The 16,190-nt window shown below is 68.7% G+C and carries 10 protein-coding genes; 8 read left to right on the top strand and 2 right to left on the bottom strand.

Translation table 11 applies throughout. The features are described from left to right. Positions 1-120 precede the first annotated feature (120 nt). Complete coding sequence (locus tag J2X41_RS07100) at positions 121-1,407, bottom strand: MFS transporter (protein WP_310080794.1); 1,287 nt, start codon at positions 1,405-1,407, stop codon at positions 121-123. Between the two features lie 281 nt (positions 1,408-1,688). Between J2X41_RS07100 and J2X41_RS07095 the strand changes: the two genes are divergently transcribed. The 5 genes from J2X41_RS07095 (at position 1,689) to J2X41_RS07075 (ending at position 10,031) form a co-directional block, all read left to right on the top strand. After that, entirely contained in the window at positions 1,689-2,273 is a 585-nt protein-coding gene (locus tag J2X41_RS07095) for an RNA polymerase sigma factor (RefSeq protein ID WP_310080792.1), read from the top strand. Then, complete coding sequence (locus J2X41_RS07090) at positions 2,206-3,210, top strand: FecR domain-containing protein (protein ID WP_310080790.1); 1,005 nt, start codon at positions 2,206-2,208, stop codon at positions 3,208-3,210. Before J2X41_RS07095 ends, J2X41_RS07090 begins: the two co-directional genes overlap by 68 nt. Before the next feature lie 243 nt (positions 3,211-3,453). Next, positions 3,454-6,237 (top strand): TonB-dependent receptor, encoded by a 2,784-nt coding sequence (locus J2X41_RS07085; RefSeq protein ID WP_310080788.1) that lies wholly within the window; start codon positions 3,454-3,456, stop codon positions 6,235-6,237. Between the two features lie 78 nt (positions 6,238-6,315). Then, positions 6,316-8,484, top strand: coding sequence for an acylase (locus J2X41_RS07080; RefSeq protein ID WP_310080787.1), 2,169 nt, complete (start codon positions 6,316-6,318; stop codon positions 8,482-8,484). Between the two features lie 11 nt (positions 8,485-8,495). Next, positions 8,496-10,031, top strand: a complete 1,536-nt coding sequence (locus J2X41_RS07075) for a CRTAC1 family protein (RefSeq protein ID WP_310080785.1) — start codon at positions 8,496-8,498, stop codon at positions 10,029-10,031. A gap of 169 nt (positions 10,032-10,200) precedes the next feature. On the opposite strand, the gene J2X41_RS07070 is transcribed toward J2X41_RS07075, so the two are convergent. Further along, complete coding sequence (locus J2X41_RS07070; RefSeq protein WP_310080783.1) at positions 10,201-12,291, bottom strand: TonB-dependent siderophore receptor; 2,091 nt, start codon at positions 12,289-12,291, stop codon at positions 10,201-10,203. Between the two features lie 136 nt (positions 12,292-12,427). On the opposite strand from J2X41_RS07070, the gene J2X41_RS07065 reads away from it, so the two are divergent. Genes J2X41_RS07065 through J2X41_RS07055 form a run of 3 tightly spaced genes read left to right on the top strand, consistent with a single transcriptional unit; the run spans position 12,428 to position 15,953 of the window. Next, positions 12,428-13,162: an ABC transporter ATP-binding protein gene (locus J2X41_RS07065; RefSeq protein ID WP_310080781.1), complete on the top strand. Its 735-nt coding sequence runs from the start codon at positions 12,428-12,430 to the stop codon at positions 13,160-13,162. After that, a complete protein-coding gene (locus J2X41_RS07060) occupies positions 13,159-14,592 on the top strand; it encodes a DUF3526 domain-containing protein (RefSeq protein ID WP_310080779.1) in 1,434 nt (477 codons plus the stop codon). The genes J2X41_RS07065 and J2X41_RS07060 overlap by 4 nt, the downstream gene beginning before the upstream one ends. Then, positions 14,589-15,953, top strand: coding sequence for a DUF3526 domain-containing protein (locus J2X41_RS07055; protein ID WP_310080777.1), 1,365 nt, complete (start codon positions 14,589-14,591; stop codon positions 15,951-15,953). The genes J2X41_RS07060 and J2X41_RS07055 overlap by 4 nt, the downstream gene beginning before the upstream one ends. The last annotated feature ends 237 nt before the right edge of the window (positions 15,954-16,190 follow it).

The following is a 16,190-nucleotide window of genomic DNA, read 5'->3' as shown; positions in this document are numbered from 1 at the left end:
CAACGGCCGTCCCAAGGCCAGGTCTGGGCACGGCCGGCGCGATGGCGCCCGCGCCGGAGGCTCCTTCCTGGCGATGCGCCCATGCCCGATGAAAACCGATCGTCCAGCGGTCGCGGCGTCCTACGCCTCGGCGATCAGGCTGTTCTTCTTGGTGTCGGGCATCCGCAGATAGACGATCAGCGACACGGCGATCATCGCCGTGACGTAGATATAGAAGCCGCGCTCCATGCCCTGGCCCTTGAACCACAGCGCGACGTACTCGGCCGTGCCGCCGAACACCGTGTTGGCCAGGGCGTAGGGCAGGGCGACGCCCAGCGCCCGGATGTGGGCCGGAAAGAGCTCGGCCTTCACCACCGCGTTGATCGCCGTGTAGCCGGTGACGATGACCAGGGCGCCCAACACCAGCAGGAAGGCCGCGAACGAGCTGCTGGTGGTCTCCAGTGTCCGGAAAATGATCCAGGTGAAGGCCACGCCCAGGACGCCGAAACCCACCATAAGGGGCTTGCGGCCGATGCGATCCGACAGCGCGCCGGCGACCGGCTGCAACAGCATGTAGACGAACAGCGCCGCCGCCGTGATCGCGGTGGCCGACTCGCGGCTGAACCCGGAGGTGTTGACCAGGAACTTCTGCATGTAGGTCGAGTAGGCGTAGAAGGCCAAGGTGCCGCCGGCGGTCAGCAGCATCACGGTCATCGCCTGCCTGGGGTGGTGACGAAACAGCGCCCAGCCGCTGGACACGGCGCCCGGGTCGCGCTGGGCGGCGAGATAGCTGCTGGTCTCGGCCAGGCCGCGCCGGATATAGAACACGGCGACGGCCAACACGCCGCCGGCGGCGAAGGGGATGCGCCAGCCCCAGGCCTCCAGGTCGTGGACCGGCAGGATCGCCTGCAGCAACAGCAGCACGCACAAGGCGATCAACTGGCCCGAGATCAGGGTCACGTACTGGAAACTGGAGAAGAAGCCGCGGTTCTCCCGCCCCGCCATCTCCGACAGATAGGTGGCCGAAGCCCCGTATTCGCCGCCGACCGAAAGGCCCTGCAGCAGCCGGGCGATCAGCAATATGGCCGGGGCGAAGATGCCGATGCGGTCATAGCCGGGCGTCACGGCGATCATCAGCGATCCGGCGCACATCAGGGTGACCGAGAAGGTCAGGCCCGCCTTGCGCCCCTTGCGGTCGGCGTACATGCCCATCAGCCAGGCGCCGATCGGGCGCATGACGAACCCGACCGCGAAGACCGCCGCGGCGCTCAGCAACTGGGCGGTCGGATCGTCGGAGGGAAAGAAGGCCGGCGCGAAATAGAGGGTGAAGGCCGAATAGGCGTACCAGTCGTACCACTCGACCAGATTGCCGGCCGAGCCGCCGATGATCGATTTGATGCGTCGGCGACGGTCGGAAACGTCTCGCAAGATTTCATCCCCCTGGCGGCCGGGCGTTCGCCGCCTTGTGCTGTTCAAACGGATGGCGCGCGGGTTTCCGCCATCCGGCCGCGGCGTCAATCGCGCCGGCGCGTCCCGAAGGCCGGTCCGCCGGCCGAAATGCCCGCATTCGAGCCCGAAGTGCGGCGGTCTTGGACGCTTGGGCCCGACTTCGCCTCCGATCGGGCCTTTGGCGTCGACGTCGCGGCTGCGACGCGATGTTCTGCGCGCGGCGCGCTGTCGCGCCGCCCCTTTTCCGGAGGGACGACGCCATGGACGGCCTGACCGCGCGCCTGAACTGGTTCAAGGCGGTGATCCTGCCCCATGAGGCGGCCCTGCGCTCGCGCCTGCGCCGCGTGTGTCCCACGGGCTTCGACGTCGACAACCTGGTGGCCGAGAGCCTGGCCCGGGCCTACACGGCCAAGGACATCAGCCGCATCCCGACCGGACGCGGCTATCTGTTCACGATCGCCCGCAACCTGCTGATCGACACCCTGCGGCGGGAGACCATCGTCTCGCTCGACTTCGTCGCCGACCTCGACACCCTGCGCGGCGACGACAGCCTGGAAGCGTCGCTGACCGCGCGCGACGAGCTGCGCCACCTGCACGCGATCATCGAAACCCTGCCCAATCAGTGTCGCCAGGTCTTCATTCTGCGGCGGGTGCACGATGTTTCGTTTCAGGAGATAGCGGTTCGCATGTCCCTATCCGTTTCGACAGTTGAGAAGCATCTTGCTAGAGCTGTGATGCTCGTGGCCAAGGCGATGTCCGAGCGCGAGGAAGACAGTTTTGACCGCAACAGACGCAGCGCTGGAAAGGCAGGCGATCGACGACCGGGCCTCGGCGTTCGTCGTTAGGTTGCAGGAGGGCGCCAGCCCGAGCGAGCGCCAGGCCATCGCCGATTGGATCGAGGCCGATCCGCGTCACGCCGTGGCGTTCGCGCGCATGGAAGCGGCCTGGGAGGCCGGGGACCGGCTGAGGGCCTGTCCGCCGCCGATCGAGGCGCCCCATGCGACGGCCCATGCGACGGCCGACATCGGCGGCAGGCTTCGGGTGTCGCGCCGGACCCTGGTCGGCGCGGGACTGGCGGCCTCGGTCGCCACGGTCGGCGCGACGGTGGCCTGGCGCTATGTCGGCGACGTGGACCTGCACCATACGCGACTGGGCGAGCGCCGGGTCATCACCCTGGCCGACGGCTCGCGGATCCACCTGAACACCGCCTCGGCCGTCGAGGTGGCGATGCGCAAGCACAGCCGGCGCATTCGCCTGGTCAAGGGCGAGGCGCTGTTCGAGGTCGCCCACGATCCCAGCCGTCCATTCCTGGTCGATGCGGGCGCGGCGCGCCTGCGGGCGGTCGGCACCGCCTTCAACGTGCGCATCCGCGACACCGTGGTCGAGCTGACGGTCACCGAAGGCGTCGTGGCGGTGGCCGAGGACGCGGCCGACGTCCATCGCCCGGACGCGCCGAAGATCGCCGCCGGCGGCGGGGCGGTGATCGGCTCCGGCGCGATGGCGCCCACGGCGCTGAACGCCACGGTCCTGCGCCAGCGCACGGCCTGGCAGGACGGGGTGATCGAGCTGGACGGCGAAACGCTGGCCCAGGCGGTGGAGGAGTTCAACCGCTATCGCCAGGCGCCGATCATCGTCGGCGACCCACGCTTGGCCAATCTGCGGGTCGGCGGGCGGTTCGAGGTCGACGAGGCCGAGAAATTCCTGACGGCCGTCGAAGGCAGCTTCCCGGTCGATGCGATCCCCGCGGACGACGGCAGCATCCTGCTGGTTTCGCGCTCCTAGGAACAGTGGACGGTTAGGCGTTTGACGACCGTGGGCCGCCCTCGTCCTTCGACAGGCTCAGGATGAGGGCTACTGGTAAGGCGGCTGAGTAGAATTCCTCATCCTGAGCCTGTCGAAGGACGAGGAATTCGTCCACAGCTCCTGACCGTCGCCTGAAATTTATTCTCTGGACGGATGGCGGTTCTCGCCGGGCCGGCTCGTTGGACGTGGTTGACAGGGTTCAACTGCGCTGGGGGCGCCGAGATGGCTGGCGGATCAAACTTCAAGTCCTGGTATCGCGGCGCGCTGTTCGCCACGGTCGCGGTGGCGGCGCTGCCGGCCTCGGCGGCGGAACCCTCCAGGGAGTTCCACATCGCCGCCCAGCCGATGCAGAGCGCGCTGAATGTCCTGGCCCGCCAGTCGGGAGAGCGCCTGCTCTATCCCTATGACCAGATCGCGGGCCTGCGCTCGCCGGCCGTGAGCGGCCGGATGCCGACCCGTCAGGCGCTGGACGCCATCATCGAAGGCTCGCCGCTGCGGGTGGCGATCATGAAGGACGGCCTGATCGCCCTGACCGTCGATCCCGCGCCCAGCCTGATCAAGGCCAGCGCGCCGGTCGGATTCGTTCCCACGGCGGCGGCTCCGGCCGCTGTCCAGGCCATCGCGCCCGAGGAGCCGGCGGAGGTCGGCGAGGTGGTGGTCACCGGCGTCCGCGGCGTCGCCCGCACAGTGATCAAGAGCCCGACCCCGATCGACGTGCTGGGTTCGGCCGAACTGGAGCGCACCGGCAAGGCCGGCGCCTTCCAGGCCCTGCAGACCCTGGTGCCGTCCTTCAACCTGCCGGCGCGGGCGGGCGGCGGCACGGCCACGGTGATCGCCACGGGCGGCCTGCGCGGCCTCAATCCCGACCAGACGCTGATCCTCGTCAACGGCAAGCGCCGGCACAAGACGTCTCTGATCAACTCGGTGTCGTCGCTCTACAACGGCTCGGTGCCGGCTGACCTGGACCTGATCCCGACCTCGGCGATCGGCCGCATCGAGGTGCTGCGCGACGGGGCCGCGGCCCAGTACGGCTCGGACGCCATCGCCGGGGTGATCAACATCATCCTCAAGGACACGACGGGCGGCTCGCTCACCGTCACGCGCGGCCAGAACTTCGATCGCGACGACGGCGACTTCACCCTGGTGCAGGGCAATTTCGGGACCAAGATCGGCGACCGCGGCTTCCTGAACCTGTCGTTCGCCACCAAGGACCAGGCGCTATCCAACCGGGCCGAGCCGATCGCGCCGAACATCCGGCTCTATCCCCTGGTCGGCGGCGCCCTGGATCCGCGCGAGGCCACGGTCGATCGTCTGGTCACGCACAATTCCGGCGTGCTGCCGCAGAACGGCGTCAACCTGGGCTACAACGGTCGCTACGACGTCGGCGGCAGGGTGGAGCTCTATTCGTTCGGCACGTTCAGCCACCGGGTCTCGGACCTGCCGTTCACCTTCCGGGCCCCGACCAACGTCAACGCGCTGCCGCAGGTCTATCCGGACGGCTTCCGGCCCAACCTGGTGATCAAGGAAGACGACTTCGAACTGGCCGTCGGCGCGCGCGGCGACCTTAAGGGCTGGTCGTGGGACGTCTCGTCGACCTACGGCAAGAACCTGGCCAAGGAGCACGTTTCCGAGAGCATCAACGCCAGCCTCGGCCCGGCCAGCCCCACCCACTTCTATGTCGGCAAGCTGGTGTCGTCCGAATGGGTCAATTCGCTGGACGTGACCCGCGGCTTCACCGCCGCCGGCGGCGACCTGCAGCTGTCGTTCGGCGCCCAGCACCGTCGCGAGACCTATCAGGTCGGCGAGGGCGAGCCGCTCAGCTACGCGGCCGGGACCTACGTGAACCCGTTGTTCCCCACCCAACGCACCGCGACCGGCGCCCAGGCCGCGCCGGGCTTCCAGCCGACCGACGCCAGCAAGTCCTCGCGCAACAACTACGCGGCCTATGGCGAGGTCGGCTACACGATCCAGAAGCTCTTCCTGGGCGCGGCGGTCCGTTACGAGGACTATGACGACGCCTCGGGCGACACCGTGGTCGGCAAGGTCAACGGCCGCTACGAGCTGACGCCGTGGCTGGCGATCCGCGGCGCGGCCAGCACCGGCTTCCGCGCGCCCGGCCTGGCCCAGGAGCACTACGCCGCCAGCTCCAGCCAGTTCCGCCAGGTCAACGGCGTGCTCGACCTGCTGCAGATCAAGACCCTGCCGGTCGGCTCGCGCGAGGCCATCGCCCTGGGGGCCGAGCCGCTCGAGCCGGAAAAGTCGAAGAACTACAGCCTGGGCGTGACCCTGGAGCCGCTGCCGCGCCTCAGCGTCACGCTGGACGCCTACCAGATCGCGGTGGACGGACGGATCGCCATCACCAGCACCCTGACCGGCGCGGGAGTCAGCGCGATCCTGGTCGCCAACGGTCTGCCGGGCTCGCTGAGCGCCCAGTACTACACCAACGCCATCGACACCCGCACGCGCGGGATCGACCTGGTCACGGCCTATCGCCAGGACCTGGGCGGCTACGGGACCCTTCGCCTGACGCTCGGCTACAATCACAACAAGACCAGGATCACCGACATCATCGCCAACCCGCCGGAACTGGCGGCGCTGGGCCCCAACTACGTGCTGTTCGACCGCCTGAGCCAGGGCTTCCTGACCACGGCCTTCCCCAAGGACAAGGTCAGCCTTGGCGCCAACTGGTCGTGGGACAGGCTGAACGTCAACATGCGCCAGACGCGCTACGGCAGCTACACGATCCAGCAGAACATCCCGGCCAACGACCGCAAGTACGGGGCCAAATGGATCACCGACCTGGAGGTCGCCTACAAGGTTCTGCCGACCGTCACCGTCGCGGTCGGGGCCAACAATCTGCTGAACATCTACCCCTCACGCAGCGGCCCTTCGACGGCGGCCAACACCTCCTACAACGTCAATACCGGCACGGGTCAGTACCCCGGCACCTCGCCGTTCGGCTTCACCGGCGGCTCCTACTACGCCCGCCTGCAGTGGGATTTCTGACCCGCGTGGCGGCGTGACGACGCGGGACACTTTGTGTGGAGCCGGCTCGGCGGCTCGTGAGGGATGGGGAGCAAGACCATGACGATTCTTCGCCGGAGCGCCGCGGCGTTGCTGCTGGCGGCCTGGATGGGCCTGGCGGTCGGGCCGGCCTTGGCGCGGCAGGCCATGGTCGCCGCGCCGCCAGCGCGTGTCCCGGCCCTGGCCGTGGTCAAACCAACCAAGAACGAGATCCTCTGGGACACCTACGGGGTGCCGCACATCTACGGCAAGGACACCGCCGCGGTTTTCTACGGCTATGGCTGGGCCCAGGCGCAGAGCCACGCCAACACCATCCTGCGCCTTTACGGCGAGGCGCGGGGGCGAGGGGCCGAGTATTTCGGGCCCGACTACGAAGAGACGACCACCTGGCTGCTGACCAACGGCGTGCCGGAGCGGGCCAAGGCCTGGTATAGGCAACAGACGCCGGCGTTCCGCGCCGATCTCGACGCCTTCGCCAACGGCATCAACGCCTATGCGGCGGCCCATCCCGAAGCCATCGCCGCTGACGTTAAGCAGGTACTGCCGGTCACCGGCGTCGACGTCGTGGCCCACGCCCATCGCCTGATGAACTTCATCTATGTGGCTTCGCCCGGCAAGACGATCGGCGAGGGCGATCCGCCCGAGATCGCCGATCAGGGCTCGAACTCATGGGCCGTGGCGCCGAAGAAGACCGCCAATGGCAACACCCTGCTCCTGCAAAACCCCCACCTGCCGTGGGGCACCGGCTATTTCATCTATTACGAGGCCCATCTGACCGGGCCGGACTTCGAGGTCTATGGCGCCACCCAGGTCGGCCTGCCGATCGTCCGGTTCGCCTTCAACCAGCAGATGGGCATCACCAACACCGTCAACAGCATGGTGGGGGCCACCAACTACAAGCTGACGCTGAAGGACGGAGGCTACCTGTTCGACGGCAAGGTCCTGCCGTTCAAGACCCAGACCGCCACCTACAAGGTGCGGCAGGCGGACGGGTCCCTGGCCGAAAAGACGCTGAAGATCCGCTCGACCGTCCACGGCCCGGTGTTCGACCGCAAGGATGGGACCACGGTCGCCGTGCGGGTCGCGGGCCTGGACCGGCCCAGGATGCTGGAACAGTACTTCGACATGGTGACGGCGCCGAACTTCAAGGCGTTCGAAACGGCGATGAAGCGCCTGCAGGTGCCGACCTTCAACATCACCTACGCCGACCGCGACGGCCATATCGACTACACGTTCAACGGCGTCGCCCCACGCCGGAGCGAAGGCGACATCAACTTCTGGAGCGGCCTCGTCCCCGGCGATACGTCGCGCTATCTGTGGACCGAGACCCTGCCCTTCGAGGCCCTGCCGCGCGTCACCGATCCCGTCGGCGGCTTCGTCCAGAACACCAACGACCCGCCCTGGGTCGCCAGCTGGCCGGCGACGTTCAAGCCGGACGACTTCCCGAAATACCTGGCCCCGCGCACTCCGGAATCCTTCCGGGCCCAGAGCTCCATCCGGATGATGGCCGAGAACGACGCCCTGACGCTGGAGCGTTTCCGGGACCTGAAGCTGTCGACCCACGCCCTGATGGCCGACCGGGTCTTGCCGGACCTCATCCCCGCCGCGCTCGCCGACAAGGACCCGGAGGTGCAGGCCGCCGCCCGTCTGCTGGCGGGCTGGGACCGGTCGTTCACGGCCGACAACCACGCCGGCCTGCTGTTCGAGGAATGGGCCAAGCTGTTCGCCGGTCCCACCTTCTCGAGCCAGGCGGGCTACGCCATTCCCTGGACGCAGGATCGTCCGACCAGCACGCCCTACGGGATCAAGGACCCGGTCGCCGCCGTCGAACAGCTGCGCGCCGCCATCGCCAACACCAAGAAGAAGTACGGCGCCGTCGACCGGCGCTTCGGCGACGCCTCGCGCTTCATCCTCGACGGGGTCGACGTTCCGGGGACCGGCGGCTTCGGCAATCTGGGCGCCTTCCGCGTCATCACCTGGTCGGATCCGGACGCCAAGGGCGTCCGCACGCCGGTCCATGGCGAGACCTGGGTGGCGATGATCGAGTTCTCCACCCCGGTGAAGGCCTACGGGCTGATGAGCTACGGCAACAGCCGACAGCCGGGCACGACCCACTACAGCGACCAGCTGGGCATGCTCTCGCGCGACGAATTCCGCGAGCTCTGGCTGCGGCGCGAGCAGGTGGAGGCGCACCTGTCCGAGCGCACCGCCTTCAATCCCAAGCCTTGAAAGGCGATCCGATGCAAAGACCGAACAAGCGCGCCTGGAAGGTCGCGTCCCTGCTGCTGGCCGGCCTGATGGCGAGCGCGGCGCAAGCGGCGACGCAACCGGCCTTCACGGCGATCCAGCGCGAGACCTTCGCCGTCCCCGGATCGTTGTCGAACGCCTGGGCCGATTTCGACAAGGACGGCGATCTGGACCTGGCCGTCTCGCTGAAGGGCGGCGAGGTCAGGCTGTATCGCAACGACAACGGCGTCTTCACCAATATCGGCGCCGCCGTGGGCCTGCCGACCACGGGCAAGGAAGTCCGCGGTCTCAGCTGGGGCGACTTCAATGGCGACGGCTATCTCGACCTGCTGGGCGGGTCCAACGTCATGCCGATCGACCAGAACCGCTCCTTCATCTGGAAGAACGAGGGCGGCAAGCGCTTCGTCGAGGTGGCGGCGGAGATCGGGCTGACCATTCCGGGCCGCATCAGTCGCCAGGCCAACTGGGTCGACTACGACAATGACGGCCAGGTCGATCTCTATGCCTCGAACCGGGCTGGACCCAACCAGCTGTTTCACAATCAGGGCGGCGTCTTCAGCCAGGTGTTCGCGCAAGCCGGCATAACGGACGTTCGGCCTACGGTCGGGTCCTGCTGGTTCGACTACAACCGCGACGGCAAGCTGGACCTGTTCCTGGCCAACCAGTCCGGCGCGACCGACGCGCTGTGGCGCAACGACGGGACGGGCTTCACCGACGTCGCCCCGAGCCTCGGCCTGGCCGCGCCGGGCCGCAAGCCGGAGGAAGGCGGCGTGGGCTGCGCCATCGGCGATTACGACAATGACGGCGATTTCGACATCTTCGTCGCCGTCTACGGGGCCAATCTTCTCTACCGCAACAACGGCGAGGGCACGTTCACCGAGGTCGGAAAGGCGGCGGGCGTCGATGACGCCGGCCACGCGGTCGCCGCCTCCTGGGGCGACTACGACAACGACGGTTACCTGGACCTGTTCGTCACCGGCTACGAGGGCGAGCCCGGCAAGCAGACGCCGCTGGACCTGCTGTACCACAACAACGGCAAGGGCGGTTTCGACCAGGTCCTGACCCGCGATAGCCTGCTCAACGCCGGCGACCACGGCGTGGAATGGGTGGACTACGACCACGACGGCGCATTGGACCTGTCGGTGATGCGCGGCTACAGCCCGGTGGGCGGGCACTTCCTGTTCCACAACGATCTGGCCGGCCCCGCCAAGGGCCGCAGCCTCGGCGTGTTGGTGCTCGACGCCCAGGGACGATACACCCGGGCGGGCGCGGAGGTGCGCCTCTACGACCGCGCCGGCAAGGTCCTGGCGTCGCGGCTGGTCTCGACCGGCGGCGGGTACAACGCCCAGAGCGCCGCGCCCGTCCATTTCGGCCTCAAGTCCATCGACCGCGTGACGGTCGAGGTGTCCTTCATGACCAACGGCGGCGTGAAGAAGAAGACCGTCCGAAACGTTGATCCCAAGGCGTTCTCGAAGAAGGCGCTGGTGATCCGCGAGGACGCCGCGCCGAAGCGCGCCGACGCCCGGTGAAGCGGCCGCTAGAGCATCGCGCGGAAAAGTGGATGCCGGTTTTCCGCAAAAGCGATGCGAAAACAAAAATCTAGAGCAAGACGCGCGATTCCTACATCGCGCGTCTTGCTCTAGGCGTTGAGACTGGCGGACGGCAGGTCGCCAATCCCGGCGCGGCGCCAGCTCGGCCTCACAGGGTCAGCTTGACCCGCAGGGTGACCGTCCTCGGCGCGCCCGGCGTGATCCAGACGTTGCTGTAGGAGCTTTCCAGGTAGTAGGCGTCCAGCAGGTTCTCGGCGTCCAGGTGCAGGGACAGTCCCGGGGTCGCCTGGTAGCTCAGGTTCAGCCGGCCGGTGACGTAGCCTGGTAGGGCGAAGCCGGAATTGACGTCGTCGCCCGGGCGTCGGCCGACATAGACCAGGCCGCCGCCGACGCCGACGGCGCCGGGGCCCGGCCGAGCCGACCGCCAATGCGCATAGACCGCGCCGGAGTGGCGCGGGATGTTGCTCAGAGCGCTGCCCACGAAGCCGGCTCGGGTGTCGCGGGTGATCTCCGTGTCGGTGAAGGCGTAGACCCCGGTCAGGGTCAGTTGGTCGTCGAGGCGCAGGTTGGCGTCGAACTCCACGCCCTGGCTGCGGGCCTCGCCCACGGCGACGAAGAAGCCGCTGTTGGCGGCGTCGTTGACCAGGATGTTCTTCTTGTCGATCCGGAAGGCCGACAGGGTTCCGGTCAGGCGGCGGTCGCCCAGGGCGTATTTGAAGCCGCCCTCCAGGGCGGCGCCTTCCTCCGGCGCGAACGCCAGTCCAGCCGCGTCGGCGCCCTGGTTGTAGCGGAACGACTGGCCCCAGCTGACATAGGCCGACAGTTGGTCGGACGCCGCCCAGGTCAGGGCGGCGCGGGGCGAGGTCCGCGCGGGGCTCTGCCGGGTGGCGGTGTTGTTGCGGTAGTTGGTCGTGGTCTGCTGGATCCAATCGTGGCGCAGGCCCAGCAGGGCCGTGAACCGACCCAGGGTCACCAGGTCCTGCGCGTAGAGGCTCTGGCCACGCAGTTCCTCCAGCAGGTCCTGGTTCAGCGCGGCGGTCGGCTTGGGCTGGCCATAGACCGGGTTGAAGATGTCGACGGCGTAGGGCGCGGCGGCCGTGGGGCTGGAGCGCAGGAAGATCCGGCGCTGGTCGTAGGTGAAGGCGTCGCCGCCGAGACGAAGCTGGTGCTCGAGGCCGGCCCACCGGCGCTTGACGCTCAGCTCGACACGGCCCGACAGGTCCTGCCAGTCGTAGTCATGGACCCGCAGTTGCCGACGAAGCTGGGTTCCGACCAGGGCGGAGTTGTGGGTCGACTGGCCCTTGAAGAACCCGTCGCGATACTGGACCCCGCCCTCCAGCGAAACCTCGTCGGCCAGGTCGAGGACGGCCGAAACTTGGTGCTGCAGGCTCTGTTGGTGGATCTTGCCGTCATTGGGCTCGCCCAGGAACCGTGTCCGCGGCAGGGCCTTGCCGTCGCCGTTCACGGCCACCAGGCCCCGGTCGTGGACGAAGTGCACGTCCATGGCCTCGAACTGATAGAGCAGGTGGGCCTTGTCGGTGGGATCCCAGGCCAGGGAAGGGGCCAGCACCAGGCGGTCGCTGCCGACATGGTCGCGAAAGCCGTCCGTGGTCTGATAGGCGCCGACGAGCCGTAGCGAGACCGTATCGTTGACTGGTCCGCCTGCGTCGCCGACGGCGCGCCAGGTGTCGAAGCTGCCATAACCCAGCTCGGCCGAAGCATGGGCGTGGCCCAGCGGGGCCTTGGTGACGATGTTGATCGAGCCGCCGGGCTCGCCCTTGCCCGACAGGGCCGAGGCGGGACCCTTGAGCACCTGGAAGGTCTCGACCGTGGCGGTGTCGCGGCGCGGATTGAAGCCGCGATTGGCGGTGAAGCGATTGACCAGCAGATCGGGCCCCTGGTTGATGTCGCCCGAGAAGCCCCGGATCGCATAGGCGTCCCAGGCGCCGCCGAAACTGTTCTGGCGGGCCATGCCGCCAGCCAGGTCGAACAGGTCCGACAGGTTGGCCATGCCCGTCTGGTCGATCAGCTCGCGGTCCAGGACGCGCACGCTCTGCGGCAGGCGCAGGGGATCGACGTCTAGTCCGTTGATGCTGGCGTTGGCTCGGCGGGCGGTGACCGTCACGTCCTCGACCACCGTGTCGGCGGCGTCAGGGTCGACCTCCGCGTTCGCGCCTGTGGACACCCCGAACGCCGCGCACCCCGCCAGCAGCGCGATCCGAAATTCCGCCAAGCCCATGCCGTTCCCCGAAGCCCAAGGGGATCAATCCGAGATTGACTCCCAATACGATGGATATGTTACGTTATAACGTAGTAGTTCGTGATGACGCGGCTTTGCAAGCGCCTTCGCGTCGATGAAACGTGGGAGCAGCGTCTTGACCATCACCGCCGTCAAGGCGCTTGAAGCCGTGGGCCTTGAGCAACGCTACGGAAGCCAGCCGGTTCTCCAGGGCCTGGATTTCTCGGTCAGGGCGGGGGAGATCTACGCCCTGCTCGGCGGCAACGGCGCGGGCAAGTCGACGACCTTGAACCTGTTCCTGGGCCTGGCCAGCCCCACGGCGGGCTCCGCGCGGGTGTGCGGCGTCGAGGTGGGCGCAGACCCGACGGCGGCCCGTTCGCGCATCGCCTATGTGCCCGAGAACGTCGCCCTCTATGAGCACCTGACCGCGCGGGAAAACATCGACTACCTGCTGACCCTGGCGCGAGCCGACAAGGGGCGGGCGGTGATCGAAGAGGCGCTCGACGCTGTCGGCCTGACGCGCGAGGCCTGGGACCGCCGGCTGGCGGGCTTCTCCAAGGGCATGCGCCAGAAGGTGGCCATCGCCCTGGCCATCGCCCGCCGCGTGCCGGTGCTGCTGCTGGACGAGCCGACCTCGGGCCTGGATCCGCGCGCCACGGCCGATTTCAACCGTCTGCTGCAAACCGCGCGCGCCCGGGGCGTGGCCACCCTGATGGTGACCCACGACCTGCTGGGCGCGAGCGAGGTCGCCGACCGGATCGGCTTCCTGGCCGATGGCCGCATCGCGGTCGAGCTTACCGCGCAGGGCGGGGAGCGCTTCGACGTCCGCGCCCTGCACCAGCGCTACGTCCATGTCGGAGCAGCGGCGTGAAGGGGCGGTTCGACCTGATCGGCCGGGTGGCGCGCGAGGAATGGCGCGCCTTGGCCCGCAACCGGGTGTCCGTCGTGGCCGGGGTGATCCTGGCGGCGCTGCTGGTCAGCGCCGCCGTGCTCGGCGTCGAGCAGCGCAACGCCATCGCGGCAGCGCGAGAACGGCATCAGGCCAGTTCCGACCGCCAGTTCGACGCCCAGCCGGATCGACATCCGCACCGGATGGTCCATTACGGCCAGTTCGTCTTCCGGCCGCTGTCGGCGCTGGCGTTCTTCGATCGGGGCGTCGACAGCTTCACGGGCCATACCGTGTTCCTGGAAGGCCATCGGCAGAACAGCGCCAATTTCAGCGAGGCGCGGCAGTCGTCGCTGCTGCTGCGGTTCGGCGAGCTGACGCCGGCCTTCGTGCTGCAGACCCTGGCGCCGCTGCTGGTGATCTTCCTGGCCTATGGCGCGGTGGCCGGCGAACGCGAGCGCGGCACGCTGCGCCTGATGGCCGCTCAAGGCCTGGCCCCGGGCCAGATGCTGATGGGCAAGCTCGCGGCCCATGGCGGCTTGGTCGGGATGATCCTGGCCCCCGCCGCGGCGGCCCTGTCGGTCGCGGCCCTGGCGGGCTGGGCGCCGCCCGGGCCGGCCCTGCTCCTGGTTCTGGTCTACGGTCTCTACCTGGCGATCTGGGCGGTGGCGGCGGTGCTGGTCTCGGCCCTGGCGCGCCGGTCGCGCGACGCCCTGATCGTGCTGGTGTCGACCTGGATGGTGCTGGTGGTGCTGGTCCCGCGCACCCTGCCGGAGGTCGCCGCCCGCCTGCAGACGCCGACCCGGATCGAGACCGACATCGCCATTCACCAGGACCTCGCCAAGATCGGCGACAGCCACGATCCCGACGATCCCTATTTCTCGGCCTTCAAGGCCCGGACCCTGGCTCGGTACGGCGTGCAGAGGGTCGAGGACCTGCCTGTGCAGTGGAGCGGCCTGGTCGGCATGGAGGGCGAGCGGCTGACCAGCCAGCTCTTCGACCGCTACGCGCGGCAAGCCTTCGCCCGCGAGCAGGCCCAGAACGGCTTCGTGCGCGGCTTTGGCGCGGTCAGCCCGGTGATCGCCCTGCGCCAGGCGTCGATGAGCCTGGCCGGAACCGACATCGAGAGCCACCAGGACTTCCTCGACCAGGTCGAGCGCTATCGCTACGCCTTCGTCCAGGCCCTGAACCGCATGCAGGTCGAGCAGATCCCCAACCGCGACGCGGGAGAGGACCCGCGCATCTCCGCCGACAATTGGAAGCGCGTGCCCAGCTTCTCCTATGTCGCTCCGGACGTGCTGGGCGTGGCGAGGGATCGGATCGTCGCCAATCTCGCCATCCTGTCCGCCTGGCTGATCGCGCTGCTGGCCCTGGTGGCGCCCGTCGCTCGCCGCCTTCGCAAGGATGTCCGATGATCCGCCTCCGCTACGAACTGCGCCTGCTGCTCCGGTCGAAGATCAGCGCCGTCGCCCTGCTCGTCCTGCTGATCCTTTCGGTGGTGGCGGTGATCACGGGGCTGTCGGCGAGCGCCCGCCAGAACGCGGTCATCGATCGGGTGGCGGTGGCGCAGCAGCGTGATCTGGCCGCCGTGGCCAAGCAGTATGGCAAACCCGACGGCGAGGCCGGCTATGCGGCCTACTATACGTTCCACCTGACCTCGGACCGTCCCTCCAGCCTGGCCTTCGCCGCCATGGGCCAGCGCGACATCCAGCCCTATGTGCTGCGCGTGCGCCTGCTGGGACTCCAGGCCCAGCTCTACGAAACCGAGGCGGTCAACGCCGAACTGGCGCTGCCGGGACCGTTCGACTTCGCGTTCGTGCTGATCTACCTGGCGCCGCTGGTGGTGATCGCGCTGATGCACGACCTGGTTTCCGGCGAGCGGGAAGCCGGCCGGCTGCGCGTGCTGAGCGCCTTGCCGGCCAGGCCCGGCCTCCTGTGGCTGCAGCGCGCCGGTCTGAGGCTGGGACTGGTGCTGGCGGCTCTGCTGGCCCCCTTGCTCCTGGGGGCGCTCGCGGCGCGCGCCGACGTCGGCGGCGTGGCGGCCTTGAGCCTGGTCGCGGTGCTCTACGTCGCCTTCTGGGCGGGCCTTGGCCTGCTGGTGGCCGCCTGGGGGCGCCGCTCGGCCTTCAACGCCGCGGCCCTGGTCGGGTGCTGGGTCGTGCTGGTGCTGCTGGTTCCCGCCCTGGGCAACGCGGCGTTGTCACGCGCTGTCCCGGTCGGGCGCGGCGTCGACCTGACTCTGGCCCAGCGCGAGGCGGTCCATCACGCCTGGGACATCCCGCGCGAGGCGATCATGGAGCCATTCCTGGCCAAGCATCCGGAGTGGAAGGCCGCGCCGCCGACCGGCGGCGGCTTCCATTGGAGCTGGTATTACGCCATGCACGAGATGGGCGACGACAGCGTGGCCGGGCAGGTCGCCGCCTACCGCGCCAGCCTGGCGGCCCGGCAGGCCTGGACCGAGCGCCTGGGCTGGCTGTCGCCGGCCGCCGCCGCCCAGAGCCTGGTCCACCGCATCGCCGACAGCGACCTGCCGGCCCACCTGGCCTACCAGGACAGCGTCGCGGCGTTCCATCGCCGCCTGCAGACCTTCTACTACCCCTACCTCTTCGGCGAGCGCCCGTTCCTGCGCGCCGACTTCGACCGGGCGCCGGCCTACGCGCCCCGACTCCTCTCCGGATCCATGGCCGTGGTTCCGCTGCTGGCGCTGATGGTGCTGACGGCGGGCGTCTGGATCGGAGCGACGGCCAATTCGCGCCGGACCGCGGACCAAGGCTGACCGGGACCTTGGCGCCGGGCAATCGGCCGGCTCGCCGGCCTGGCCGCGATCCAAACGGGGCTGACGGGCGGGCCTCCAGACGCGCCGCGCGTTCGAGACTCGCTGCGCGGGCGCCCTGACCTGGGCGGCCTAACCAGGTTATCAGATGACTCGCCCTTGTTTGGTAAGACCAACAATGGCGCGACTTGGGCGTCATTCGGGGTAAGCGTTGCCATTTCCGAACAGGTGTCGTCGCCA

The organism is Caulobacter sp. BE254 (genome assembly GCF_031457295.1).
GTDB lineage: Bacteria > Pseudomonadota > Alphaproteobacteria > Caulobacterales > Caulobacteraceae > Caulobacter.
This window is presented reverse-complemented; position numbering and strand designations above follow the sequence as displayed.